Here is a 26,497-nt window from a genome sequence, read left to right as displayed (position 1 = left end):
CATAGACACAATTGTAGAAGCTTCTTAATACTTCTATTTAGTTCTCAATATTTAAAAGCCAAGGTTTCGACCTTGGCTTTTTTGTTTCTGCTAGATAATTACTGCTGCCCAGTTTTAAGTAAAAACCGAAATGTTCTGCAAAAGGCAGATAAAAGCTCTTCATATAATAGCAAGGCTAATCACGACAGCCTGCCCGTCCCCTAGTTAAACATTCCAATATCGAGTCGTTATTTAATGTTTCTGCGTCACTGAATTGTGTACTTTCGACTGCAAAGGCCGAAGCAGTAAAAAGTGATGCAGCTAACAGGGCGCTGGCAAATAAACTTATTAATTTACTCATATTCATCTCTCCTTTACGGTGTTAATAAGAAAATCTGCACCTGGGAATTAACTGTTTTCGTTCCCTTGCTGCTTGTCAAATCAGACATAACTTCTGTACGACTCGATTTTCCTAATACACTGTATAAGACAGATTTAGATCATAAAAAATTGCAGTATATAACTGCATCTTTGAAAACACCTTATTAAACAAATGTGTTTATAAAAATATATTTTTCTTCAGCAATAAAAAAAGGCAATCCGAAGATTGCCTTTTTAAGTCGAAAACTTATTTAAGTATCAAATAGTGCTTATTCAGCAGCCGCAAGCTGACAACCTGCTGCACTTAAAGAGTTATTGTAAACAACATCACTAGCAACAGGGGCATAATCACCCGCAGCAATAGAGCTCTTCGCTTTCAGGTATGTATACAATACTTCTGCATCAACATAACCTGTCATAACTGAACTTGTCAGTGCAGGGTATCCGTCGCCGCCGGCAGCATTGTAGCTTGGTACAGTAACGCTGTAAGATGCAGCCGCATCATAACCTTTACCGTTAATATCAGTAATTGCTACCGTTTTAGCTTCACAATCAACTGACATTTTAACACCGGTTAATTGTGCATAAGCACCAGAACCGATCTGGAAAGAAGCAACTTCACCCAGATATGTACTGATCTCAGCACCTGTCATAGTGTTCTTAGTGATAGTATTACCAAACGGCTGTACTGTTAATACATCTTTATAAGAAATATCACCAACTTCGATATCAGCACGTACGCCGCCCGAATTCATAACACCGATATCAGCGCTAACTTTATCTGTCTGTGCAGTTGCAAGAAGATGACCTAAATTTGTCTGCTGAACACGAACAACAGCACGGTCTCCATCAAGTTTTACAGCTGTAGTTGCAATCACTTCACTAAGCCCAGCCTCACCCTTTTCCTGATATGGAGTAAGAATATCCAGCACTTGTGCGTCAGGAGTAATTGCATCTTGATAAAGCTCATAATAACTATTACCTTCTGCATCTTTCAGTTTTTTCTTCAGGTTAACAGGAACTAGCGCATAGCTGGCTAACTGTAATTTACCATTAAAGTATTCAAAGTCTGCACGGCCTACATATTTGCCCCACTCATGAGCCTGCATAATATAAGTACCGTTCTGCTGATCCGGTGCACAATCGCCGCCCGGAGCAAAATCTTCATCATAGCTGCCGTCTTTCATACATACCGGGTTCTGCGAATGACCACCGATAACCGCCTGCAGATCACCTTCAGTTACAGCACGTGCCAGTGCAACATCACCAGGAGTGTTGCTGCCGTGCTCGCCGTCTTCGTAATGCCCCATATGAGTAGTTGCAAAGATCAGATCAGCTGTTTTAGCATCCTGGATTTCTTTGATAACTTTTTTAATTTCTACTTTTGGATCAGTAAACTGCAGCCCTGAAATAAATTCAGGATTACCGAGTGTAGCCGTACCTTCAGTTGTTAAACCAATAACAGCAATACGCAGGCCGTTTACTGTAAATATTTTATAAGGGTCGAAGTAACGTTTACCTGTAGAACGATCATAAATATTAGCAGCCAGCATCGGGAAATCAGCCAGTTCACGCTGCATTTCAACAACAGACAGTGCATTATCAAATTCGTGGTTACCCACAGCCATTGCATCATAACCAATTAAGTTCATGCCGATAAAATCAGGCACTGCATCTTGTAAGTCTGACTCAGGAACACCGGTATTAACATCACCGCCGGAAAGAAGGATTGTTTCACCGCCGTCAGCTTCAACCTCTGCACGGATCTGATCGATCAGTGTCTTACGAGCAGCCATACCATATTCACCTTTGCTGTTTTCCCAGAAACGGCCGTGGTTATCATTGGTATGCAGCACAGTAAATGTAGTACATGCATCACCGGCTTCAGCACATGTTGCATAGGTAGGGGTAGGTGTTACCGGTACTTCTACATCTGTTGTTATTACCGACGTAGTTGTTTCCGACGTAGTTGTTCCCTGCGTAGTCGTTACTGTCTCATCATCATTACAGCCTGCTAAAGCAGCTAGAACAGCTGTTGCGACTAAACCTTTAATTAACTTGTTTTTCATTTCAATCAATCCTTAGATTATCTTCACTGGTTATTTTCATATGTTCCACTCAAGAACAAAAGAACGCTATTTACAGACATCCTAACAAAGAATAATCGCAAGATATGTCAGTTTTATGAATAAACGTGAGCTGCGCATCTATTTTTTTTTACAGCCGTCGCTAAGCCTATAGAAAATATAAAAATGTTTTTATCCGTATATATTACTGATAAAAAGTTGTGAGTAGAATACTCATAAAACAAGTAATCTATCTGAAACAAACAACAACTAAAACTGTCATTCTGACAGCGCGAATATTCCTTCAAAAAGTAATCAACAAAAACAAATTAAATTAACAATAAAACCACAAGCAGCTGATTTACAAGGGGATTTAAATCAATCCAGGGTCTAGATCACATTCCTTAAAAGAGAGTTTAAAAGCCCTACCTGGATCACAATAATTTATTGTAACAAAGTGTAATGTTCCATCCCTCGAAAATATACAGCAGTATATTTTTGAATAAAGATCGATGAAACATTGATAAATAGATGCCTTATAAAACTTCTATTTTCCATTGTTTTTTCAATACAGCTGTTCAATAAATAGTGATAGAAAATAAAATCACCAATATGTCGGCAAATAAAAACTGTGTGAGCATATGTTTATTCGTAACACATATGATAAAACTAACTACGTTAATAAAAATGTATTGAATAGATAGAAACAGGTTCATCAATCACCTAAAAATTTTTTATTAATCATGCACTCTTACTAATCAGTAACTGCAGGAAGCCCTGTTATTGAAGGGCTGGTTTTATATATAAGGACATAAAATGAAAAAGAACTTTCTAGCTCTATCAATTGGTGCGGCGCTATCATTCGGCGCTCAGGCTGACATCATCATCTCTGAATACGTTGAAGGCGGCTCGTACAATAAAGCCATTGAAATTGCCAACACAGGAACGGAGGCCGTAACTTTAGACGGTTACGCACTGGCTAAATCATCAAACGGCAGCGGTAACTGGGAAAATAAGTTTCCACTTGACGGAATCGTTCTTGAAGCAAACAGTGTTTATGTCATTGTAAACAAACAAGCTAGTGATGAAATAAAAGCGATATCAGGAGCTGTTGTTGACACATTCAGTGTTGTCTCTCATAACGGTGATGATCCTATTGCACTTTTAAAAGACGATGTTGTGCATGATATGTTTGGCGAAATGGGTGATGTTGATTTCGCTAAAGACAAAACTTTTGTCCGCCGCGTTTATACCCCTTCTGCAGTTTACAATAAAGCAATGTGGGAAGAATTTGCCAAAGACAATATTGATAACCTAGGTAAATTAGATGCAGGCCAAGAGCTGCCTGAGCCGGTTGTTGGAGAGCCAACAACGATTATGGCGCTGCAGGGTGAGTCATGGGAATCTCCTGAAACTGATGTGGCTAACGGCAAATATGTTTCTGATAAAACCTTTATCGTTGAAGGTATTGTTACCACCCTTGACTATGCCGGCGGTTTCTTTATTCAAGATGAGGCCGGTGACGGCAACGCGAAGACATCTGACGGTATCTTTGTTATCGGTTCAACTGCCGATCTGAGTGTTGGTGATAAAGTGGCTGTAACAGGTAAAGTCAAAGAAGACTACGGCTGGACTAAAATTGATTCAACACAGATAGAAGGCATCAGCACAGGTCACAGCATAGCAGCCACTCCTCTGCGTACCCTTGAAACAGACGAAGATTTTGATTTCACTTTAGAGCGTCATGAAGGCATGTTAGTTGCGTTTGATAAAGCTGCTGATATGCGTATTACTCGTTCATTTAGTTACGATTATGCAGGCAGCCGTAATAACATGGTAGTTGCTAATGAACGTATTAACCTGCACCCTAACCAGCTAAATGCGCCGGCGGCTCATGAAGGAGATCTGGACACTGATGCAGAAAAACAAACAGACTGTAATCAGGACAAACGTGTTGTAGTTGAATCATTTGCTAAAGCGGCCAACGGCGTAGTGCCTTGGTACCCGGATTTCGGTAAAGAAAACGCAGAGCAAAGCGGCAGCACTGATGATTACCTGCGTATCGGTGATATCATCGACGGCCTTGAAGGTGTACTGACCTATTCTTACAATGACTACCGTTTCTACGTGACTAATGAAGCAACTAAAGAAACCTTTGTCCGTGAAGGCACTGACCGCACAGCCGCTCCTGTTCTTAAAGACGGCGATCTGCGTGTAGCGACATTTAACGTACTGAACTACTTCAACTCGCCGTTCGGCGGTGATGCAAATCCGACAGGTCAAAACCGCGGCGCAACAACAGCTGACGATTTCGAGAAACAAGCGACTAAGATTGTTAATGCTATGCTGGCAATCAACGCTGATGTTCTGGGTCTAATGGAGATTGAAAACAACGGTTTCGGGGACAATTCTGCTGTTGTAGATCTGGTTAACCGCCTTAATGCAAAACTTGATGAAGCAGATCAGTACTCAATCACACAGCCGCAGGCTGAAGAGCTGACAGAAGGCTTTATCGGTACAGATGCAATTACCACTATGGTAATTTTTAAAGCGGCAAAAGTCAGCCTGGACAGCGTACGTATTATCGAGATGCCGGAGCAGCATGCACCTGAAATCACCATCGAGATCGGCGGTAAAGATAAAACCGAGAGTGGTGATAACTACATGCGTAATGCAATTACGCCGACCTTCTCTATTGCCGGTTCAGATGAAAAACTAACTATTTCAGTTAACCACTTTAAATCAAAAGGTTCAGCTTGTTGGGAAGATTACGCACTACAGGCAGGCGGCGATCCGGATAAACAGGGCCAGTGTGAAAACTTCCGTGTTTCAGCCGCTTACCAGTTAGGTAAAGTAATGGCTGAGATTGAAGGTCACAAGCTGATTGTGGGTGATTTAAACGCTTACGCTAACGAAGATCCTATTATGGTGTTAACTAACCGTGATAATGCGCCGGAAGATTATGTACTGAAAGCTGCGCGCAATACCTCTGTTGGTGGTGTAGAGCTTCACGGTGATGACGGTGCAGTGATTACTGAGTCTTACGGTTACAGCAATGTGATCAGAGACATGCACCCTGAGTCTCACAGTTATTCTTATAATGATGAAGTGGGTACACTGGATTACATTTTAGCCTCTGCATCACTTAAAGATAAGATTGTTGACAGCATGGACTGGAACATCAATTCATCGGAAACCACTTTATTTGAGTATCCGTCAAAATACACAGGTGATCTGCCTAAATACGATGATGCCTACAGTTCATCGGATCACGATCCGGCAATTGTTATCCTAAACTTTGATGACTCAGTTGATCCTGTTGACCCGGTTGACCCGGTTGACCCAGTGGACCCAGTTGACCCGGTAGTAACACCTGAATTACCAGCAGAAGTTGAACTGCCTTCTAAAGTTCAAGAAGCGCCAGAAGCAGTAGTACCTGATGCGAAATTCAAGGTTGCATTAAACCTGATTGAAGCAAATAAAGCTGCAAAAGCAGCTGGTAATGCAGAACTTGTTGTTGGTGATGTAGCAACATTAATTATCACTGACGGTACTGAGCAGGTAGCAGTTAAAATGTCCAAAACTCTAAAAGAAGTACTGGATGCAGATGACTTTACAGCAGGTTATGTTCAGTTTGAGGTTCCAGCTTTAGACGCCGGTGATTACACAATGACAAAAATCATCCAGGATGCCGAAGGTAATCAGAAATTTGCTTCAGAAGCAGTAGAGTTTTCGGCAGAAGCTAAAGAGACTTCCGCTGAAACAGCTGAGACAACTACAACTACAACTGCAACTACAACTACAAATACAACTCCAACTACAACAAAAACGGAAAAAGAGGGTGGTTCAACGGGTTTATTCAGCCTGATTGCTCTACTTGGACTTGGTTTCCTTCGCCGTAGAACAGCGAAATAATCATGACCTGATTTAATTATAAGGAGGCTGAACAGCCTCCTTTTTTATGGAAGAAAAGAAATGAAAAAAACAATTATCGCACTGCTGGCAGTGACCTCTTTTAGTGCTCAGGCTGCTAATATTCAAGCTCATGATCCGCATATCGTTGCGCCGTTTTCAGTACTATGTAAAAAAGTTGAGCCGGTTGACCCGACGGATCCTACAGATCCTAATGACTATTATGCGGGAACTGAAAATCTGCAGGGTGCTGAACTTAAAGCCAAACTGAATCAGATTATCTCAACGGGTGTAACCAAACTGCCCTACTCTTCATCTGAATTCGATGTCTGGGATGCCCTGGCCGTGACCGACCAGGATCCGGATAACGAGAATAATGTTATTTTAATGTACACCGGACGTTCACAGTTAAAAACCTTTTCATCCAGCGGCAATAATGATCCCGATGCATGGAACCGTGAGCATACTTATCCAAAATCCAACGGCGGATTTAACGATAAAAGCGCATCAGGATACACGGATATTCACCATCTTCGTCCGACCGATGCATCAATCAATAATGAGCGCGGCAATCTGGAATTTGATAACGGCGGCTCAGCAACCGGTGAATCTCCAGAAGCAGGTAATAAAAAAACCGGCACTACCTTTGAACCGCGTGATGCCGTTAAAGGAGACGTGGCACGCATGATGTTCTATATGGCAACACGTTATGAAGGAAATGATGCAAAAACTCCGGATCTTGAGCTGGTTAAGGCAGTCACAGATAACGGCACCGCAATGGGTAATATCTGTACCCTGCTGGACTGGAACACACAGGATCCGGTTGATACATTTGAAGCACAGCGTAATGATAAGATTCAGCAGATCCAGGGCAACCGTAACCCCTATGTGGACAACCCGCAGTGGGCAGATGAGATATTTGCTGACGACTGTCAATAAATTCATGCAGTAATTATCGATTAAAGCGGCTGTTAACAGCCGCTTTAATAAAAAGTCTGTTAACTATCCCCGGTTATAAATTTAGTTTTACTGCATACATCTGCAAAACATCATGAGGTGATGGAAAGATCTGTATAATTAATGTTTAATAGCACGAGCAAAAAGTAGTTCGCCTTTAATCTTTTCAATTATTCGATGAGTAACATTACATGTCTCAAATTAATACTAGCTTTAACGAACTCACCACTAACGATCAGGATCTGCTTACTGAAATTGCAGTTTTATATTATCAGGAAGGAGCAACTCAGGAAGAGATCTCAAAAAAGTTTTCTATTTCTCGTGTTAAAATCGGCCGTCTTCTGCGCAGAGCAAGGGAAGAAGGTATTGTTGAGATTAATGTCAGGTACCACCCGGTATACAGCGCCCAGCTTGAGCGCCGCTTAGTTGATAAATTTAAGTTAAAACGCGCTCTAATCGCCCTGGATCAAACTGATACTGAGGAGCAGCGTAAACAAGTTGCAATACTGGTCTCAGGATTTCTCGCTAATAATCTAACCGAAAACAGTACCGTTGCAGTGGGCAAAGGCAGAAATGTCGCCGCCGTTGCGGATCATGCCGGCATAGTGACCCAGCGTAATGCCCGCTTTGTCTGCGCACTCGGCGGCACACACCGCAGCGGAGACAGCACCAATGCGGATCATATCTGCCGACGTCTAGCCAAAAAATTCGGCGGAACCAGTGAAACATTATATGCACCCGCCTATGTTGATAATCCGGAGGTACGCCAGACTTTCTTTGAACATGCGACCGTTGCGGAAACCCTGAATCAGGCAAGAATTGCAGAGTTTGCTCTGGTTGGTATAGGTGATATGAATGAAAACAGTCATATGGTGCAGCTCGGCTGGTTTACTCCTCAGGAATTTGTTGAAGCGCGTATCAATCAAGGGGTTGTCGGCGATATCGGCGGTTTTGATTTCTTTAAACTCAATGGTGAAAATGCTAATACGACCTTAAGAAGCCGTGTTATTGGTTTAGGCACAGACGATCTGCAGCGCATTCCAAATGTTATCGCTATTGCGACAGAAGACAGAAAAGTATTAGCTATGCTTGGCGCCCTGCGTACCGGCAGTATTGATATACTTGCCACCAGCGCCAGCTGCGCGATGGCGCTGCTGAGCATGGAAGATTAACCTGGCGGTTATTTTCTTTAAAAAACACATTTCAGTAAAAAAGCCAATTCCATATAAGAGAATTGGCTTAACAAAACAACCAGCGCCTTTCAGGCAGGGGAAGTAATTTACTGCCTACTTACGACCACCACCGCGACCGCCCTGCAGACACTCAATTAGTTGTGGACCGTTTGTCTGATCAACATCCCTGCACGAACCATATAACACTTGTTCGCTGCTAAGCTGATTACTCTGCAGTGCGCTTACGGGAGTCACAAAAAGTGAAACACTCATTAACGCAGCCGCAAATAAAGCAGTTAATTTTTTCATAGCAATCTCTCCTGTAGAATTGCATCGGCAGTTAAACATCCGCAGCAGCTAAAAATGCAGATATTAAACACCTGAAACCGGCTCCTAACGGTCGCTTCCATCCATTCTACGCAAACAGACCAACTGTGCCGCTCCGCTCAATTTCATGCAATCTGTATAAACAACATCCTCATTGACCATCAGGGTTGTAGACGCCGCTGAGGCTGGTACAGTGAAAAGCGCTGTAGTCATGATCACAACAGCATATAAGCTTATTAACTTACTCATAATCATCTCTCCTTTTCGACTAAAAAACACTTAAGCACATATAGAGAAGAACAATCTACATCACAAAAAATTTCAATTAATTACTGTTTTTTTCTAGCTAAGTTTTAACCAGTTGAATCAAAGGAATAAATATTTACTAATTAAAGGCATTCACAACAACCACCTTCAGGGTATAATGTCCGGCTAAATTCGGGAGCAGCAATGTCAAACTATGAAAACCGCTTTGGCGGTATTAAACGCCTGTACGGCAGCAAAGCACTTAATAAATTTCAAAAAAGTCATATCTGTATAGTCGGCATCGGTGGTGTCGGATCATGGGTTGCAGAATCATTAGCACGTTCAGGTATTGGTAAAATTACCCTGATTGATATGGATGATATTTGTGTTACTAATACCAACCGTCAGGTACATGCATTAAGCGATACCATAGGCCAGACAAAAATAGAGGCCATGGCGGCACGCTGCAGACAGATCAATCCAGAGATTGAAGTAACCTGCATTGATGATTTTATTGATAAACAGAACTGTTTTGATTATCTATCCAGCGAATTTGATTATATCTTTGACGGCATTGACAGCATTCATGCCAAAGTCGCACTGGTTGCTCACTGTAAACGTAATAAGTTTCCGCTTCTGACCTGCGGCGGCGCCGGCGGTCAATTAGATCCGACACAAATTCAGGTGACCGACTTAGCACGTACCATACAGGATCCTCTGGCAGCCAAGGTGAGATCAGAACTGCGCCGCCATTTCAACTTTACCACCAACCCTAAGCGTAAGTTTAGAGTTAACTGTGTATTTTCCACTGAGCAGTTAAGCTACCCGGATATGAACGGTGAAGTCTGTAAAGAAAAAGCCCAGTCTGACGGTTCAATGAAAATGGACTGCGCCAGTGGTTTCGGTGCATCAACCATGGTAACAGCAAGTTTTGCTTTTGTCGGCAGTGCATTTATCCTCAAAAAACTAGCGGCTAAAGCATAAATGCCCGGAAATAAAAAAACACGCGATATTCAGCGTGTTTTTTGTTTTAAAAAGCAGGAAAACTAAGCCTGAGAAAGATCCAGTAACTCGCGCAGCGCAACCTGACACATACTGAATTCAGGTTTAGTAACAGCCAGTAACGCATCTGTCATTTTCTGCCAGCGCTCTGAAAGAATATGATGCGATGTATGCCATTCAACAAATGCCTCTGAAATATCACAATCATCGCTAGTTATCTCTAAGATACGTTTAGTGATACGCAGCTGCTGCCACTCAAGGTCATCACGCATCGACTCCCGGGCAAGTGACTGCCAGTGATTATCAACGGGCAGCTGGTTAAGCTGCTTGGCAATATCAAACAGTCTCAAATGTTCGCCGCTATGGAAATAAACCTGTACAGCCGACTGCGGTTCTATTTCTAACTTGGATGCAACCGACAGCACACCTAACATGGCATAAACCTGATCCACGCTGGCAAGGGACTGCGCCAGGTTTAAAGGCACTCCGTCTTTAGTTAATAACTCAATTTCCTGCTGACGATGAGTCACTGAAGCGCCCATTAAAATATCATCAAACTGACCGGCCAGCTTTTTAAGCGGCTTCTGGTACTGCTTAACTAATGCACCGGTATCGATATCCCCGCGGTTACGGCGTACCAGCCAGCGGGTAGCATGGCGTACCATGCGTCGAAGTTTAGCAGTCAGCTCACTCTGCAGCAGTGATGAAACTTGATGATCTAAACCTTCAATCTCTTCTAAAACAGCAGTAAAGTCAAAGATATCACGAGCGGCGACCCAGGCTTTACAGACATCTAAAAACGAACAGCCTGCGCTCACCATCAGACGATGCACAAAGGTCGGCCCCATACAGTTAAAGATATCGTTGCTTACCTGAGTGGCAACAATTTCACTAACCAGCGGATGCTGATGAACCTCTTTGCGGTACTTTTTAACCAGTGAGGCCGGGAAAATCTTCTCCGCTTCCAGAAGCAGATAGGGATCATCTGCGACTTTTTCATCAGCTAATGCTTCTTTCATTTCATTTTTTGCATAGGAAAGCATCACAGAAATGCTCGGACGGGTTAATCCCTGCTGACTGCTTTTGCGCTCAAGCAGCACGTCGTCTGTCGGAATAAACTCAAGGGCACGGTTGAGTTTGCCTTTATCTTCTAAATCATTAATTAAACGGCGATACTCTTCCAGACGCTTGTAACCTTCAAAATAAGAAAGGCTGATACACTGTGCCTGACGGTAGTTATTTTTAAGCACTATCTCAGCCACTTCATCGGTCATATTAACTAACCAGACATTACGCTGCTTAACCGTTAAATCGCCTTTTGAAACCAGCTTATCAAGCAGTATTTTAATATTAACTTCCAGGTCAGAACAGTTCACGCCGGCAGCATTATCAATGGCATCAGTAAAGCATAAACCGCCGTTTACCGCATATTCAATACGCGCGCTTTGAGTCATTCCTAAATTACCGCCTTCACCAACCGCCGCGCAGCGTAATTCATTGCCGTTAACACGTAAAATATCATTAGCTTTGTCACCGACATCGGCATGAGTTTCCAGCCCGCCCTTCACATAAGTGCCTATACCGCCGTTCCATAGCAGGTCTACCTGGGCTTTCAATAAAATATTGATAAGCTCCGTCGGGGTTACTTTTTTCTGGTAAATATCAAAACGTTTGGCCATTTCCGGCGTTACCGGAATTGATTTTGCGCTGCGCTCAAAGATGCCGCCGCCCTGTGAGATTAAATCACGGTTATAATCATTCCATCCCGTTCTCGGGGTATCAAACAGGCGCTGACGTTCACTGAAATTAGCAGCCAGATCCACGGGAGTCGGATCAATAAATATATGCATATGGTTAAATGCACCCAGTAATGCAATAAACGGTGAACACAACATACCGTTACCGAATACATCACCTGCCATATCACCAATGCCGATCACACTCAGCGGCTGTTTCTGTACATCCTTACCTAATTCACGGAAATGACGCTGCACACTGATCCAGGCACCTTTAGCTGTAATGCCCATTTTTTTATGGTCATAACCATTACTGCCGCCGGAAGCAAAAGCATCATCCAGCCAGAAATCTCTCTGCACAGCCAGTTCATTAGCAATATCAGAGAAAGTCGCCGTGCCTTTATCGGCAGCTACAACCAGATAAGGATCATCACCATCGTAACGCACCACGTCACGAGGAGGTAATATCTGCCCCTTATTTAAATTATCAGTAATATCCAGTAATGCACTGATAAACACTTTGTAACAGCTGATACCTTCAGCCATAAACGCTTCCCGGTCCATAGTTGGATTGAGTCTCTTGGCAACAAAGCCGCCTTTTGCCCCGACCGGAACAATCACAGAATTTTTAACCTGCTGCGCTTTTACTAAACCTAATACTTCAGTACGGAAATCTTCACGTCGATCTGACCAGCGTAATCCGCCGCGAGCCACTTTTCCGCCGCGCAGATGCACCCCTTCAACGCGCGGAGAGTAAACAAAAACTTCATAATTCAAGCGCGGCAGCGGTATATCGCATATTTTGTCATGATCAAATTTGAAACTAATATAAGGTTTATTTGCTCCATCGCTCTTTTGAAAGTAATTGGTACGCAGCGTTGCCATAATAAGTTCGACATATTTACGTATCACCCGGTCTTCATTAAGGTTAGTCACATCATTAAGCGCAGTTAAAATTTTATCTTCTAATTTCTGCTGTTTTTCTAAATCGGCAGCTTTACTCGGATCAAAACGCAGCTTAAACAGCTTCACCAGCTCTTTAACCAGCCTGCTGTGATCTAATAATGTTTTTGCAATACTGCCGTGACTGAAACCAAAACATAACTGCTTTAAGTATTTTGCATAGGCACGCAGCATAGCGATATCACGCCATGCCAGACCTGCTCCGAGAATGAGTTTATTAAAGGGATCATTCTCTGTTTTTCCATACCATATGGATAAAAATGCATCCGCAAATACAACACCGTAAGCATTCGGATCAAAATTATTAACCTGCGAGTAGATCAGGGTGAAGTCATACAGCCAGAAGTTTTTTTCACCGCAGGGGGTAACTTTGTAGGGATATTCTTCGGCAACTTTTAGCCCCAGATTTTCTAAAATTGGAATAAGATCCGAAAGCAGTAAAGCACCGTCCTGATGGAAAAGTTTTAATTTCAATTCACTGCTGTTCGGCTCAATTGAACGGTAAAAACGCAGTGTCATGGCGCGTTTCTGATCCTTATATAAAGATTCAATGCGCTCAATATCAGCCACTGCAACCCGAGAGCTGAAGGTATCCTGATAACTGCCGGCAAAGGCGTTTGTGTATTTTTTATTAAGCTTAGTGCCTAGCTCTTCACCAAAGTGTTCAATTAAAGATTCATGTAGTTCATCACTCCACAGTTTAGTTAACTGCTTCATACGATCCTGAATAGCCTGTACTTCCAGTACTTCATTAAGCGGGGTTTTAAGACGTAAAACCAGACGTAAACGCGCTAAGTTTGACTCACTTAAATAGGTCTGAAAATCACTGTCTGTAACCTCCAGGGTGCGGCTGATAAGCTCTTCAAACTTCAGTCTTACCTCGGTATTGTAAACATCGCGCGGTACATACAAAATAGCGACAACAAACTGATTATGCCCTTCGGTACGCAGGAACAGTTTTAAGTCTTTACGCTCCTGAGCATGTAATACTTCCGTTACATTCTGCAGCAGCTCATTTTCATTACACAGCAGCAGATCTTCTACCGGATAAGTATAAAGAATCTGCGCAAGTTCTTTATAATAATGACCGCCTTGACTATAACCAGACTGCTGCAGCACATTGCTTAATTTATTACGTACAACCGGAATATCCACCGGCGTGCCGCTGTAAACTGAAGAGGTATACAAACCAATAAAACGGTAAGCGCTGACACATTCTCCATTTTCGTTAAACTGCTTAAGATAAATAATATCCGGGTAGGCCGGACGATGTACCATGGCGCGTTTTGAAGCTTTAGTGAAAAACACCAGAGTATTTTCATTGAGCACCTCCACAGACTGCAGCTGGCTGGTTTCACTTTTGAAATCGACACGTTTTAGCAGGCCTAACTGACTGCCTTCGACGGACACCACCTGCTCATCTTTAACAATTAGTTTTTCACCGGCAATAAAAGTGAAATGATCTTTGAGCATCCAGGTTAAGAAAGTCTGCTGCTCCTGCAGATCAATAATATTCTTATTACATTTAGTCACCTTGCTGAATTTTACGGCCTCTTTAACATAATCTTTAACCGCTTCAAAATCATCTACAACCAGAGCGACATCCTGCAGGGCAAGCTGCAGGCTGGCACTGATTTCATCCCGTTCGCCTTCTGCGCTGGTCTGATCTATTTCGAAATACAGCAGTAATTCATTTAAGTTTTCACCGTCAAGTGATTTCAGTTTCCCCGTTTTACTGCGCTCTACGGCTATTTCACTATGAAAAACACGGTGTATCTTAATATTTTTCTCATTAATAATGAGTTTTAAGGTATCAATAACAAAAGGGATATTACGACATAATACACTGATCACCGTATGCGCAGACTGCCATTCATCCTGTTCAACATCGGGATTAAATACCCGCACTTTAGCTTCGTCACACTTCCACTGCTGTGCTTCACGCCACAATGAAACAGTCAGGCCGCACAAATCAGTTTGTGACATTTGTGTTAAATCTATAGTGGCTACATCACGATAAACACTGCAGATAAACTGCTTTAAGGTCTTCTGCTCCCGCTCGGAAAAGTGTCGTTTTAGCCGGGAAAATACTTGCTCTAAAATATCTGATTTTTGATTGAGTCTTGAATTCATCTGAGATACCTATGCTGTGCCCTGACTGGGGCGGAATGAAGTGGGAATAATACCCTAAGGCTAGGCCAGAAAGTTTTTTAAACAAAGTAGAAGCGTGATGCAGATATAAATTTTAAAGAATAATTTTAGGCATTAAAAAAGGGAGTGTTGTTAACACTCCCTTAACATTGCTTTTTTACAAAAAACTACTTTTCAGCAGTCCGGCCGTAAGTTTTACCAGCAACTTCAAATGTGAAGTTAGTTGGTACCGGCATAGGCATATACAGACGAATTGCAATAGAAATTGTCTCACCCGGCAGCCATTTTACAGATCCCCAGCCGTCAGCTTTCAACTGCGCACCGAAACGGTGGAAATCATTAGATAAACCGCCAACATTACCCATAGATAAACCCGTTTCCGCCAGATTATCCACAGACCATGTAACACCAGAATACATATCAACCAGATTAACAATACCATTACCTGATGGAACTGCGTATGGTTTAAGCGTATCAGAGATCTGCGCATTCATCGGCACAGCAGGCGAAACATTAAACGCTATTTTAGCACCGGACAGATCAACGTCGGAGTTATTGGTTAACTTAAGCGCCACCTGAATCGGGTAGTTATCTTCACCTTTTGGTAGATAACCGACTAGATCAACATCTACATCCACGGTTTCCTGCGCAACAACAAAGTTCTCATCACCCGCTTTCACACCGTAAGGCGCCGCAGTTTTGATCATATTGTAAGCAGTATCAGTTAATGTGCTGCCGAACCAGTAATAACCTTTACCATTCTGCTCCGGCGTTGAATAGTCACCTGCCATTTCCCAGAACATAATACCACCAGCGCCCTGGTCAATTGCATATTGAACTTTGGCTTTGTAAGACTTCATGTTTTCAGTAGAAAGGAAGACTTTCTTGTCTTCATTCCATAACCAGGAAGCTTGTGCAACTTCATCATAGTTCTCAACATAATCACCCGTATATTGTGCAGCAGGCTGAGTTGTATCGTGACCGTAGATATCTAAGTAAGGCATTGCCAGATTGTCACGCAGGTTATTTGCATGCCAGATAGGGCCGGCACCTGCGAACATTTCATTACCCTGAGGATCCGGATCGAACCACAGGTTGTCAATTCCCTGTGCACCGTAACCACACGGCGCGCCCGCTTTAGGACTTAACGCATCAGGACCTAAATTACCGCCCGTACCTAAGTAACACTCGCTCTGGTTTGGTAATGCAGCTAAGCCGTTAAGGCCGTTTGTGCCGCCTTGAACCTGCTGGAAACCACGCGTGTAGTATGGAAGACCGATATTAATACGACCGCCCTGCAGAGCACTGCGGAAATATTTGTAAGACCAGTCAATATTTAAATATCCCTGACCGTTGTAGTACTTCGCATCGTTACCCGAGTAGATGCCAGCATCAGCAATTTCGTTATCCACGCCGTTGTCATACAGTGCTGCATTGTGACCCACAAAGTGATTCCATGCGCCGTGCAGATCGTAAGACATAATATTAACGTAATCTAAGTACTGCAGAGCCTGGAAACCACGGAAACCACGCAGCAGGTAACCAGATGAAGGAGAAGCAATAGTCAGCATATAGTGCTGCTGATCCGCGGCTCCCTGCTGGTCAAGTTCGCGGCGTAATGCTTCCATCAGCGCCATATAACCGTCAAATAATTTTCCACGGTGTTTGTTGGAAATAGCCCAGTCTTCAGGATGCCCCGCATCAGACATAGATGACGGATATTCATAATCGATATCAATACCGTCGAAGCCATACTTGTTAACAAACACAGCAGCTGATTTTGCAAATTTATCAATAGCGGCGTAGTTAACTTCACCCGTTGCTTCTTTGATTGTTAAACTGTAGAAACCACCGTCCATATAACGGCCGGCATCATCAAAGTGAGCCCCGGTTTCAGCCCAGCCGCCGACAGATAATAATAACTTAACGTCATGTTTCTGCGCGTACTGGTTTAATAAATTGAAGTGACCTTGGTAGGGTAGAGACGGATCCATCGCATTTTCTGCACCTTCCCATGTCATACCTGTCGCAGGGTTTTTCGGATCAGTTGTATCACCTATAGAAACTTCACCGCTTTTATTAATATGCGCAAATGCATAGTTAATGTGCGTGATGCTGTCCCATGGAATATCAGAGGCTAAGAAAGACGGCTGACCGTTTGCCCCGTTTCTCCATGAAGTAAAGTAACCGATAATACGACGCGGGTGATCTGCCCCCATAATTTCACGACCATCGGTATCGTAAACACTACAGTAAGGCACATCAACACCGGGTGTTGCGTATAAACCAGCCGGACGACACTGTTCATCGCTGACTACAACCGCCGGGCATTCTTCGAGTGTCGGCGCTTTTGAACCATCCGGACAGGTTACCTCTTCAACTGGTGTTGAAGGACACTGTTCTAGAGTCGGCGCTTTTGAACCATCCGGGCAGGTTACCTCTTCAACTGGTGTTGAAGGACACTGTTCTAGAGTCGGTGCTTTTGAACCATCCGGGCAGGTTACCTCTTCAACAGGTGTTGAAGGACATTCAACAGCATCCCAGAACCAGGAACCGGCTTTAGGCGCTTCCCACATACCGGGATTATTTTTCGCCTGGAAACATTCATTATTATAAGAATAAATTGTACCGTTTAATGCTTTAGTTGTACCGGCAATAAATTCAGGAACATCACTCGGTACTGGTGCCGGATCTACCGGATCAACTGGATCAACTGGATCAACTGGATCAACTGGGTCAACTGGGTCAACTGGGTCAACTGGGTCAACCGGAGTATCGCCGCAAGAGGCGACATCCCAGAACCAGGAAGCCGTGCTTGGAGCTTCCCATAACCCCGGGCTGTTTTTTGCCTGAAAACATTCACCGTTGTAGGAAACAATATCACCATTAGCGACTGTTGTTTCACCTGCAATATAGGGTGTAATGGTTTCAGCTGCATTTGCAAATACCGAAATTGTTGAAGACAATAAAGCAATGGATACTGCTTTTTTTGCTGGACTAAATGTAAACATTTGTATCATCCTTAATTAAAATAAAAACATTTAAACTAAGCATCAGGAGAGTAAAGCTGAAGAAGTAAAGAGGATAAAAGACAGAATCATCTGGAAACTAAACACAACTATCCCTGATAATCGACTATCAACTGCATCCTTGAACTCAATAGTTTTACAACTTGCTAATATAAATACACTTTTTACAAACCAAACTAATTTCACAGCGCAACCAAAGATGCAAAAATTAGACTATTCATTATATAGCAAGCCTTCTAACGCTCAATAAAATGGCGAATACGAGCAAACCGAAGGGTACAATCAGTTGTTTTTTTAATCAAGGCGCTGACTTATTTCAGATCTCGAATTAATAAATGAAAAATAAAATAAAATCAATATGTTAGTGTTATCTGCTGGAAAATTTAGGTATAAAAAAAAGCAACCGAAGTTGCTTTTTTGTGATCGAATTAACTAAAAATCATCATATTACTAATTTAAGTGATTGATATTATTTACATCATGCATCCCATATTAGAATTACATATTTTATGAGATATTTAGGCGGGAGCTTTGTTACCTCTAACTTTATGCTCCTTCGAATTCACCACTCACCTAAGCGGGCGCTATGCCCGTTATATCAAATATAACGGACTAGATCCCAGCCATTCTTTTACCGCCAGATTAAAGGTCAGCAGCTTTCTCGGCGTTATTCGTCTTTGCGCATATAATAAACTTAGCTTATGTGTTTTTACTGCCCAGTTAGGAAGAAGGTGAATCAACTCCCCGCTTTTTATCGATTTCTCTACCTGGTAGTAAGGCAGACTGGCGATCCCTAAGCCTTGCTCAGCAAGCGACAAGATAGAACTATATGTATTTGAGCGTAGAGTTCCACCTACTTCAATTTGATATTTTTTATCACCATTTACCAGCTCAAGTTGATTCCAGCGCTCGTTCTGTCCATTTAAGATAAAAGCACAATGATGCAGATCTTTAATTGATTGAATCTCATTATGCAGGGCAAAGTCTTTACTGCAAACCAGTACATTTCTAATAAAGCCTAACTCTTTAGCAACGACATCATTCGGTAACTCCTCATATGCCCGAAAAGCAACATCGTAGTCACCAGATGCAACTTCTCTTTTGATAGGACCAAAATCAAGAATAAGGTTTATTTGTGGATGTTGACGCAGAAATGATGGAATAACATGATGACAAAGTGCCCGCCCAAATTCAAACGGGGCACTCACTTTTAAATCCCCAGAGAACTCCTGGGTAATATCCTTTACCCGTATTTCCGCTTCAGAAGCTAAAAGCTGGATTTGTTTGGCTTTGGTAAATAATTCTTCTCCAACTTCTGTCAGCGCTATACGCCGAGTAGTTCGATGAAACAATTTGGAATTTAACGCTTTTTCAAGATTACATACATGACGAGAAACTAACCCTTTAGATACATCAAGTACGTCCGCAGCCTTTGTGAAACTGCCCTCTTCTGCAACGGCTAAAAAAGTCTGTAAATAGCTAAGGTTCATTTATTAACTCCATTATGTAAACAATGCGTTTATTTTATGCGGTTTTTAACCTGATAGTAACTGTATATGATTCAAATATTCAAACAACAGGAGCAAAAAATGAAAGTATTAGTTATCGGCGCATCAGGCACCATCGGCAGTCAAATTGTAAAAGCACTAGCAGCTGAGCATGAGGTCATAAAAGCAAACCACAGCAGTGGTGACGTGCAAATTGATATCAGCAGTACGGCATCAATTCATTCAGTATTTGAATCTATCGGCAAGGTCGATGCCATTGTATGTGCGGCGGGAAATGTCGCATTTAATGCATTTTCAGAACTATCTCGTGAAGAATGGGACCTTGGTATTAATAGCCGCTTGATGGGACAAGTTAACTTAACGCAAATTGGCAGTAAGTATCTACATGATGGAGGAAACATAACATTAACAAGCGGCATTATCGCTGACTATCCGATTGCTTACGGAAGCAGTGCAGCTGCATTAAACGGCGCAATAGAGCATTTTGCTAAAGCAGTTTCGGTAGAGCTGCCTAGAAATATACGTATCAATGTTGTTAGTCCAACAGTCGTTACTGAATCATTAGAGACCTATGGCGATTATTTCCCGGGCTTCAATTCAATTAACGCAGAAGATTTAGCGAAATATTATGTTCGCTCAGTATTAGGAGTCGAAACAGGGCAAACATTTAAAGCGTTTGCAGGTAACTAAATTAGACATAACTATTTAAATTATAAGGATATAACAATGAAAAAAATTATTACACCAATTATCTTTGCGGCCATGACCTTCTTAGGTACCCCTTTGATATCTCATGCATCTAGTGCAGTGACTGTCGATATTTTGAAGGTGAAACAGCAACAGTCAATTCATATATTTTTTCAAATGGTGAATCGTTAGTTGTTATGGATGTTCAACGCTCAACAGCTGAAGCGAAAAAGCTGGCCAAGATCATCAAAGAGAAAGGACTTCCTTTAAGCCATATTCTAATTTCTCATGGTCACCCGGATCACTACACGGGCATGAACTGGCTGTCAAAAGCCTTTCCAGAAGCAGTAATCGTGGTAGCGAATGAAGAGATTAAAAAAGATATCCTTGGTTTTTCGACTTGGATGGAAAGTGTCGGCTGGTTAGATGCCGAGCCTTTACTTAAACCAAAATCTGCCAAAAATCCTAATGGTTTCGACTATCTGAACAATATCCATGTACTTCCGACAAATAAACTGACGATGAACGGCGGCGGTGAGCTAAAGCTTAATACTCACTATTCTCCAACCGAAGCTGAGCATTTAACAACAGTATTTGTTGATGATTTAAATGGACTTTTCTCGTCGGATCTAGCTTATAACAAGGTACATTTATGGATGGGACAAGGCGTAAGCAAACAGCACGTGGCTAACTGGAGAGCGCAGTTGCAGGAATTTAAGTCTGAATACAGCCAGCTTAACCCCAAAGTATACCCGGGTCATGGTAAACCAGCTGATATCACCTTGTTTGACACCTTAGTCGAGTATATTGATGACTTTAACCACATTACTTCAACGGCTAAGTCTAAAGAACAAGCGATGAAGAAAATGGAAGCGCTCTACCCAGAGTATAAAGAAGCCGGCTTTTTACTGAAATATAGTGTTGATAATCATATGAAGTAATTACCAGCAGTTAAATACTACTTGTGCTTTGAGCTTTAGAGCAAAAGCCAAGTAGTTAATCAATAAAACCTACCATCAATGTAAGGATACTTGGAATGATTAATATTGAACGTTATGAAGGCACTGAGGCCAATGTAAACAGTTATTTACTCTCCGATGATGAAAATACTATTCTTGTTGACGTACTGCGAAACAGCGTCGAAGCTGAGGGTCTTGCCGATCATATTGAGAAAGACGGTAAAAAACTAAACTGCATTTTTATTACACATGGACATGCTGATCACTATATGGGTCTGGGAGCTCTCCTGCGCCGTTTCCCTAATGTACCAGTAAAAGTGGCAACGACAGCCATTAAAGATGACCTTATTGGGTTTTCACAATGGATGGAATCTGTCGGCTGGCTGGAAAACGAGCCGCAGATGAAAGTAAAAACACCCGAAAATCCTGCTGGATTTGACTACGTCAATTTAGTGAGTGTTATTGATGAGCCGTTTTTAAAACTTCCTTTGGAGGCTAACCGCATTCATGTTCATGCAGACTACCCTGGGAATGAATGCGGGCATATAACAACATTGACAATACCTGAGCAAAAAGCTTTCCTTGCTTCCGATTTATTATACGACAAGGTACACGCCTGGTGCGGACCAGGCACTAACAGGCAGGAAATACATCAGTGGATTAATATTTTAGACGAAACATTAGAAATGAAAGACGCTGATAAATGGACGTTTTATGCCGGACATGGTCAGAGCGGAGACCAAACGTTAGTAACAAATATGAAAGGCTACCTACAGCAGTTCCTTGATATAACTGAATCTGAAAAAACTCAGCAAGGTGCAATGGATAGATTAATAGACGCTTTTCCTGGTTTTGCTCAAGAGGATTTCTTACTGATACACAGTGTTAATTACCATGTAAAGGAAAGCACTTAATAACAATTCGCCTAAATTGGTTTTATGGGCAGCTGCAATTAACTGCATTGTTGTAGTTTTCACAATGCCAATGGGGAAATAGAAGTCTATTTCCCTCAAACTTTACAATGTTTCCTATAAGAGCGCTAATTATGCTTAAAGGTAAATTCTATGCCGCAACATCAACATACAGCTCAATATATTACTGAGCAGTTATTAACAGCGCTGCAGCCCTATGCACAAAAGTTAATAAGCAAGCCCGCAAATGGAGAACGGCAAAAAAGGCAGCTGTTAAGAGCGGTTTTAAATACCCTTCCTCCTTTTACCCTGGATGAGCAAGAAACTGCACTGCTGGAGCTTGGCGTTGGTTTTAACACGCCGGCAATTACTCGCTTTCCATTTGAACAATTTAGCAGCCAGTTTCCTCATACTCATCTAATCAGGTTAAATAAAGATGACGCCAGATCACAAGATAAAATCAAAGCGAACAATTTGTTAGTGGGAGATGATATTTGTCAGTGGCTGAATAAACTGGCCGATATCTGACTTTTGTTTATGCAGTATTTAATCGGCATTATTATTTTTATCACCAGCTTATTTTGGCTGCTTAATCGAGCAAGTCTGAAATGGTTAAAATACGGTAAGTTATCTCGACGCTCCAATTTTGTCGTTAATCAACACAACTATTATATGGAAGAAGTTAAGCTGGAAAGCTACAGAGAAGCCATTAATATATACCAGAAAAGCATTGATGAAATTTATCGTTACGGAAAAATTATTGATATGCAGTATGACTTATACGACTGGACTGTCAGTTATATTCAATTTAAGGATATAACCATTGCTATCCAGCTATCTCGCCCGCTACATACTATTCAACTGGTTCAAAGTGAAAAGTCTATGCAGATACAAGCCATGGAAGCTGATAATCCATTTTTATAATGAAGATATTAATAGACACGTAATAAAAAAAAAGCCCGAATATTGCTATTCAGGCTTTTCTAAAATAAGGAAGATATGCTGCAGAATTACATCATTCCACCCATACCGCCCATACCACCCATATCCGGCATTGGTGCGGCAGGTGCTTCTACTGGACGGTCTGTGATCATGCATTCTGTAGTGATCATCAGGCCGGCAACGGATGCAGCAAACTGTAATGCACTGCGTGTTACTTTAGTCGGATCAAGAATACCCATTTCCAGCATATCGCCGTATTCAGCAGTTGTCGCATTATAACCAAAGTTTGCTTCGCCCTGCTGCACATTGTTAGCAACCACAGAAGCTTCTTCACCACAGTTTGATACGATCTGGCGAAGCGGAGCTTCCATTGCGCGAAGCGCCACACGGATACCAACATTCTGTTCGTCGTTATCGCCTTTAAGCTCTTTTAATAGACCGGCAACACGTACCAGTGCAACACCGCCGCCGGCAACAACACCTTCTTCAACCGCTGCGCGTGTCGCATGCAGAGCATCGTCAACACGGTCTTTTTTCTCTTTCATCTCAACTTCAGTTGATGCGCCGACTTTAATTACCGCTACACCGCCGGCAAGTTTTGCAGAGCGTTCCTGCAGCTTCTCTTTATCATAATCTGATGAAGAAGCTTCAATCTGCTGTTTAATCTGAGCAACACGTGCAGTGATAGCAGCTTCGTCACCAATACCGTCGATAATAGTTGTTTCATCTTTGCTGATTACGATGCGTTTTGCCTGACCTAAATCTTCAAGCTGGATCTTCTCAAGATCTAAACCAATCTCTTCTGAGATAACCGTACCGGCAGTCAGAATAGCGATATCCTGGAGCATAGCTTTACGACGGTCACCAAAACCAGGAGCTTTAACAGCACATACTTTAACGATACCGCGCATGTTGTTTACTACTAATGTCGCTAATGCTTCACCTTCAACATCTTCAGCAATAATTAATAAAGGTTTTGATGCTTTAGCAACCGCTTCAAGTGTTGGTAATAATTCACGAATATTACCGATTTTTTTATCAACCAATAAAATAAACGGGCTTTCCAGTTCAACGGTACCGGCTTCCTGATTAGTCATAAAGTACGGAGACAGGTAACCACGGTCAAACTGCATACCTTCAACTACGTCTAATTCAGTTTCCAGGCCCTGGCCCTCTTCAACTGTAATAACACCTTCATTACCTACTTTGTGCATAGCTGAAGCGATGATTTCACCGATTTCAGTATCAGAGTTAGCAGAGATAGTACCTACTTGGGTGATAGCTTTTGAATCAGAACAAGGAGTTGATAATCCTTTCAGCTCAGTAACAGCCGCTTTTACTGTTTTATCAATGCCGCGTTTTAAATCCATCGGATTCATACCGGCAGCAACCGCTTTTAAACCTTCAGCAATAATTGCCTGTGCTAGTACTGTTGCAGTTGTTGTTCCGTCACCGGCTGCATCATTGGTTTGTGATGCAACTTCTTTAACCATCTGTGCGCCCATGTTTTCAAACTTGTCTTCAAGCTCGATCTCTTTCGCAACAGTTACACCGTCTTTAGTGATCTGCGGAGCACCAAAACTTTTATCGATAACAACATTACGGCCTTTAGGACCTAAAGTTACTTTAACGGCATCAGCTAAAATATTTACGCCGTCTAACATTTTGATGCGGGAATCATTTCCAAATTTAACTTCTTTTGCAGACATTTTATTTTCCTTTAATTTTGAGACAAGCGCTTTTGCCTTTTAAGGTAATTGCGCTGGATTAAAACAATAAATTATTATTCAACGACCGCTAGAATGTCGCTTTCACTTAAGATAAGTACTTCCTGGCCTTCAATTTTTTCTGTTTTCAAACCGTAACCTTCACTGAAAATAACGATATCACCCACTTTTACGTCAAGTGGTTTTACTTCACCATTATCTAAAAGACGACCGTTACCCACAGCAAGGATTTCACCACGCGTTGATTTTTCAGCTGCACTTCCAGTTAATACAATGCCGCCGGCCGAAGTTGTTTCCTGCTCGGTACGTTTTAAAATAACACGATCATGTAATGGACGAATAGTCATGGTTTTTCCTTAAAAATGTTTGTCTTTGGATGTACAAAACAGATGGGGATTAAAAATAGTTTATCAAGTGACAGACTTAAAAAATTTTCATTAAGCCAAAAAAAACCTGTATTCAAAATACAGGTTTTTAAAAAGACTATCTAAAGGGAGTTAACCTAAGCGAGGGCCGGTCTCGGCTGCGATAATTCGTTTATTATCTGATTAATCTCACTGACTGCTATCAGAATATTTTTTTCCGTTTTCTGATGCTGGTAAGCAACAACCTTACCTTCAACCACCCTTAAGCGGCCTAAACCAGCAATAAAAATACGACCGTTAAAAAATCCTTTTACAAACTTAGCAATTTGACGAGGATGATACTTTTTAAAACTTCTTAGCGTTATCGAATTTTTAATATTCACATTTATCCCTTATTATTTTTTGGAAAATAAATCACATAACTGAAACACTAACTACTAAATACTCGAACTCATTAAGTGTTTCACTAATAAAATGCGCTAACTCATTATTATTTTTTGACAAAATAATGAAATTTAAACCGATTTCAACCCTTCTTTACAAATACCTCCTCTACAAGACACGTTTTCCGTAATAATTACCCATTTCTGTGATACTCATCGAAAAACTCTATTCTTTATCATCCTTACGCTCAAATTCACCTTCAATTACATCTTCTTCAACATGAGAGCGGCTGAAAGAAGAGCTGTTTTGTGATTGAGAAAATCCCCCTGACATAGCGGCATGGGGTGCTAATTTAACATTTGCCAGCAGCAGTTGTGCTATTGCGGCTCGAATAGACGGCTGCAAAAGTAATAAACCACAAAAATCTGTTACAAACCCCGGAGTCACTAATAACACTCCGGTAATAATTAACATTATACCTTCAATCAACTGCTGCCCGGGCATTTCACCGCGCGCTATACGTTCCTGCAGCTGCTGTAATAACTGTAATCCCTGACTGCGTACTAAGGCCGATCCGACTAACGCGGTAACGATCACTAAAGCAACCGTCGGCCACGCACCTAAAAAACCACCCACTTTAACCAGAACAAAAATCTCTAATAATGAAACGCTGGTAAAAACTAAAAATAATCTTGCAAACATGCTTACTCCTGATAAGGATTTAAATAACTTTAATCTGTCATACTAGTAATTAAATATGGACAGATTATGACAAATTCAAGGGCCTAGTTTATATTTTGACCTAACAAGTCCAATTTATTACTGAAAAACCTATGATTTTCATCACCTTATTAACTAATTTATTAGATTAAATAAATTTATTCAGAAACTTAAAAACAACTTTTCTTTACTTTCTGATCACTTCTCTGCAGCGTAATTCACGCGCTAAGCTTCAGTTATGTTAGTCAGTAAAGTATAAGAAAAGTTCAATATATCTGTCGTTTATAATAGTCAATATTGAGAGAAGACAATAGGATACAGGTTAAAAAATACAGTTCAGCGGGCAGAGAGGGAATAAATACTTATACAAACA

At 41.7% G+C, this 26,497-nt stretch carries 21 protein-coding genes; 10 read left to right on the top strand and 11 right to left on the bottom strand.

Going from position 1 to position 26,497, the window contains the following annotated elements:
• Nucleotides 1-175: 175 nt before the first annotated feature.
• Both G337_RS28635 and ushA read right to left on the bottom strand, forming a co-directional pair.
• A complete protein-coding gene (locus G337_RS28635; RefSeq protein ID WP_157619300.1) occupies nt 176-340 on the bottom strand; it encodes a hypothetical protein in 165 nt (54 codons plus the stop codon).
• 289 nt (nt 341-629) lie between these two features.
• Complete coding sequence (gene ushA, locus G337_RS0112225) at nt 630-2,429, bottom strand: bifunctional UDP-sugar hydrolase/5'-nucleotidase UshA (RefSeq protein ID WP_028864143.1); 1,800 nt, start codon at nt 2,427-2,429, stop codon at nt 630-632.
• A gap of 813 nt (nt 2,430-3,242) precedes the next feature.
• On the opposite strand from ushA, the gene G337_RS0112220 reads away from it, so the two are divergent.
• The 3 genes from G337_RS0112220 to G337_RS0112210 all read left to right on the top strand — a co-directional run bounded on the left by G337_RS0112220 (nt 3,243) and on the right by G337_RS0112210 (nt 8,467).
• Nucleotides 3,243-6,341: an ExeM/NucH family extracellular endonuclease gene (locus G337_RS0112220; protein ID WP_028864142.1), complete on the top strand. Its 3,099-nt coding sequence runs from the start codon at nt 3,243-3,245 to the stop codon at nt 6,339-6,341.
• A 60-nt stretch (nt 6,342-6,401) separates the two neighbouring features.
• A complete protein-coding gene (locus G337_RS0112215; protein WP_028864141.1) occupies nt 6,402-7,277 on the top strand; it encodes an endonuclease I family protein in 876 nt (291 codons plus the stop codon).
• Between the two features lie 209 nt (nt 7,278-7,486).
• Nucleotides 7,487-8,467 (top strand): sugar-binding transcriptional regulator, encoded by a 981-nt coding sequence (locus G337_RS0112210; RefSeq protein WP_028864140.1) that lies wholly within the window; start codon nt 7,487-7,489, stop codon nt 8,465-8,467.
• A 114-nt stretch (nt 8,468-8,581) separates the two neighbouring features.
• Here G337_RS0112210 and G337_RS0112205 read toward each other — a convergent pair whose 3' ends face one another.
• On the bottom strand, nt 8,582-8,776 hold the full coding sequence (locus G337_RS0112205) for a hypothetical protein (protein WP_028864139.1): 195 nt from the start codon (nt 8,774-8,776) through the stop codon (nt 8,582-8,584).
• 84 nt (nt 8,777-8,860) lie between these two features.
• The gene (locus tag G337_RS0112200) at nt 8,861-9,043 is read right to left on the bottom strand and encodes a hypothetical protein (RefSeq protein WP_028864138.1); all 183 of its coding nucleotides are present in this window, start codon (nt 9,041-9,043) and stop codon (nt 8,861-8,863) included.
• 201 nt (nt 9,044-9,244) lie between these two features.
• Here G337_RS0112200 and tcdA point away from each other — a divergent pair, with 201 nt between their 5' ends.
• Nucleotides 9,245-10,024: a tRNA cyclic N6-threonylcarbamoyladenosine(37) synthase TcdA gene (gene tcdA, locus G337_RS0112195; protein WP_028864137.1), complete on the top strand. Its 780-nt coding sequence runs from the start codon at nt 9,245-9,247 to the stop codon at nt 10,022-10,024.
• Nucleotides 10,025-10,086: 62 nt separating this feature from the next.
• Here tcdA and G337_RS0112190 read toward each other — a convergent pair whose 3' ends face one another.
• The 3 genes from G337_RS0112190 to G337_RS0112180 form a co-directional block, all read right to left on the bottom strand.
• A complete protein-coding gene (locus tag G337_RS0112190) occupies nt 10,087-14,874 on the bottom strand; it encodes an NAD-glutamate dehydrogenase (protein ID WP_028864136.1) in 4,788 nt (1,595 codons plus the stop codon).
• Nucleotides 14,875-15,059: 185 nt separating this feature from the next.
• Nucleotides 15,060-17,903, bottom strand: coding sequence for a glycosyl hydrolase family 18 protein (locus tag G337_RS26160; RefSeq protein ID WP_051303214.1), 2,844 nt, complete (start codon nt 17,901-17,903; stop codon nt 15,060-15,062).
• A gap of 611 nt (nt 17,904-18,514) precedes the next feature.
• Entirely contained in the window at nt 18,515-19,411 is an 897-nt protein-coding gene (locus G337_RS0112180) for a LysR family transcriptional regulator (protein WP_028864135.1), read from the bottom strand.
• 99 nt (nt 19,412-19,510) lie between these two features.
• Between G337_RS0112180 and G337_RS0112175 the strand changes: the two genes are divergently transcribed.
• From G337_RS0112175 to G337_RS0112155, 6 genes are all read left to right on the top strand, one after another.
• Entirely contained in the window at nt 19,511-20,119 is a 609-nt protein-coding gene (locus tag G337_RS0112175) for a short chain dehydrogenase (protein ID WP_028864134.1), read from the top strand.
• Nucleotides 20,120-20,155: 36 nt separating this feature from the next.
• The gene (locus tag G337_RS28630) at nt 20,156-20,308 is read left to right on the top strand and encodes a hypothetical protein (protein WP_157619298.1); all 153 of its coding nucleotides are present in this window, start codon (nt 20,156-20,158) and stop codon (nt 20,306-20,308) included.
• 5 nt (nt 20,309-20,313) lie between these two features.
• A complete protein-coding gene (locus G337_RS26155) occupies nt 20,314-21,057 on the top strand; it encodes an MBL fold metallo-hydrolase (RefSeq protein WP_051303212.1) in 744 nt (247 codons plus the stop codon).
• Nucleotides 21,058-21,152: 95 nt separating this feature from the next.
• Nucleotides 21,153-21,989, top strand: coding sequence for an MBL fold metallo-hydrolase (locus G337_RS0112165; protein ID WP_028864133.1), 837 nt, complete (start codon nt 21,153-21,155; stop codon nt 21,987-21,989).
• A 150-nt stretch (nt 21,990-22,139) separates the two neighbouring features.
• Nucleotides 22,140-22,514 carry a hypothetical protein gene (locus G337_RS0112160; protein ID WP_028864132.1) on the top strand — a complete coding sequence of 125 codons (375 nt, stop codon included), beginning with the start codon at nt 22,140-22,142 and terminating at the stop codon, nt 22,512-22,514.
• Between the two features lie 9 nt (nt 22,515-22,523).
• The gene (locus tag G337_RS0112155) at nt 22,524-22,910 is read left to right on the top strand and encodes a hypothetical protein (RefSeq protein WP_028864131.1); all 387 of its coding nucleotides are present in this window, start codon (nt 22,524-22,526) and stop codon (nt 22,908-22,910) included.
• Nucleotides 22,911-22,996: 86 nt separating this feature from the next.
• Here G337_RS0112155 and groL read toward each other — a convergent pair whose 3' ends face one another.
• The 4 genes from groL to G337_RS0112135 all read right to left on the bottom strand — a co-directional run bounded on the left by groL (nt 22,997) and on the right by G337_RS0112135 (nt 26,106).
• A complete protein-coding gene (groL, locus tag G337_RS0112150) occupies nt 22,997-24,637 on the bottom strand; it encodes a chaperonin GroEL (RefSeq protein ID WP_028864130.1) in 1,641 nt (546 codons plus the stop codon).
• A 74-nt stretch (nt 24,638-24,711) separates the two neighbouring features.
• The gene (locus G337_RS0112145) at nt 24,712-25,002 is read right to left on the bottom strand and encodes a co-chaperone GroES (protein WP_019613141.1); all 291 of its coding nucleotides are present in this window, start codon (nt 25,000-25,002) and stop codon (nt 24,712-24,714) included.
• A 155-nt stretch (nt 25,003-25,157) separates the two neighbouring features.
• Entirely contained in the window at nt 25,158-25,403 is a 246-nt protein-coding gene (locus tag G337_RS0112140; RefSeq protein WP_028864129.1) for a DUF1107 domain-containing protein, read from the bottom strand.
• A 226-nt stretch (nt 25,404-25,629) separates the two neighbouring features.
• Nucleotides 25,630-26,106, bottom strand: coding sequence for an FxsA family protein (locus G337_RS0112135; RefSeq protein WP_028864128.1), 477 nt, complete (start codon nt 26,104-26,106; stop codon nt 25,630-25,632).
• Between the last annotated feature and the right edge of the window lie 391 nt (nt 26,107-26,497).

Origin of the sequence: Psychromonas aquimarina ATCC BAA-1526 (assembly GCF_000428725.1) — a bacterium.
GTDB classification, from domain to species: Bacteria; Pseudomonadota; Gammaproteobacteria; order Enterobacterales; family Psychromonadaceae; genus Psychromonas; species Psychromonas aquimarina.
This window is presented reverse-complemented; position numbering and strand designations above follow the sequence as displayed.

What these genes read in the sequence shown, in the direction of transcription:
- G337_RS0112160 (WP_028864132.1), top strand. Translation starts at nt 22,140, where the DNA reads ATGCCGCAACATCAACATACAGCTCAATATATTACTGAGCAGTTATTA.
- G337_RS0112220 (WP_028864142.1), top strand. Translation starts at nt 3,243, where the DNA reads ATGAAAAAGAACTTTCTAGCTCTATCAATTGGTGCGGCGCTATCATTC.
- G337_RS28630 (WP_157619298.1), top strand. Translation starts at nt 20,156, where the DNA reads ATGAAAAAAATTATTACACCAATTATCTTTGCGGCCATGACCTTCTTA.
- G337_RS26160 (WP_051303214.1), bottom strand. Translation starts at nt 17,903, where the DNA reads ATGTTTACATTTAGTCCAGCAAAAAAAGCAGTATCCATTGCTTTATTG.
- G337_RS28635 (WP_157619300.1), bottom strand. Translation starts at nt 340, where the DNA reads ATGAGTAAATTAATAAGTTTATTTGCCAGCGCCCTGTTAGCTGCATCA.
- G337_RS26155 (WP_051303212.1), top strand. Translation starts at nt 20,314, where the DNA reads ATGGATGTTCAACGCTCAACAGCTGAAGCGAAAAAGCTGGCCAAGATC.
- G337_RS0112210 (WP_028864140.1), top strand. Translation starts at nt 7,487, where the DNA reads ATGTCTCAAATTAATACTAGCTTTAACGAACTCACCACTAACGATCAG.
- G337_RS0112145 (WP_019613141.1), bottom strand. Translation starts at nt 25,002, where the DNA reads ATGACTATTCGTCCATTACATGATCGTGTTATTTTAAAACGTACCGAG.
- G337_RS0112165 (WP_028864133.1), top strand. Translation starts at nt 21,153, where the DNA reads ATGATTAATATTGAACGTTATGAAGGCACTGAGGCCAATGTAAACAGT.
- G337_RS0112180 (WP_028864135.1), bottom strand. Translation starts at nt 19,411, where the DNA reads ATGAACCTTAGCTATTTACAGACTTTTTTAGCCGTTGCAGAAGAGGGC.
- groL (WP_028864130.1), bottom strand. Translation starts at nt 24,637, where the DNA reads ATGTCTGCAAAAGAAGTTAAATTTGGAAATGATTCCCGCATCAAAATG.
- G337_RS0112200 (WP_028864138.1), bottom strand. Translation starts at nt 9,043, where the DNA reads ATGAGTAAGTTAATAAGCTTATATGCTGTTGTGATCATGACTACAGCG.
- G337_RS0112205 (WP_028864139.1), bottom strand. Translation starts at nt 8,776, where the DNA reads ATGAAAAAATTAACTGCTTTATTTGCGGCTGCGTTAATGAGTGTTTCA.
- ushA (WP_028864143.1), bottom strand. Translation starts at nt 2,429, where the DNA reads ATGAAAAACAAGTTAATTAAAGGTTTAGTCGCAACAGCTGTTCTAGCT.
- G337_RS0112135 (WP_028864128.1), bottom strand. Translation starts at nt 26,106, where the DNA reads ATGTTTGCAAGATTATTTTTAGTTTTTACCAGCGTTTCATTATTAGAG.
- G337_RS0112215 (WP_028864141.1), top strand. Translation starts at nt 6,402, where the DNA reads ATGAAAAAAACAATTATCGCACTGCTGGCAGTGACCTCTTTTAGTGCT.
- tcdA (WP_028864137.1), top strand. Translation starts at nt 9,245, where the DNA reads ATGTCAAACTATGAAAACCGCTTTGGCGGTATTAAACGCCTGTACGGC.
- G337_RS0112155 (WP_028864131.1), top strand. Translation starts at nt 22,524, where the DNA reads ATGCAGTATTTAATCGGCATTATTATTTTTATCACCAGCTTATTTTGG.
- G337_RS0112190 (WP_028864136.1), bottom strand. Translation starts at nt 14,874, where the DNA reads ATGAATTCAAGACTCAATCAAAAATCAGATATTTTAGAGCAAGTATTT.
- G337_RS0112175 (WP_028864134.1), top strand. Translation starts at nt 19,511, where the DNA reads ATGAAAGTATTAGTTATCGGCGCATCAGGCACCATCGGCAGTCAAATT.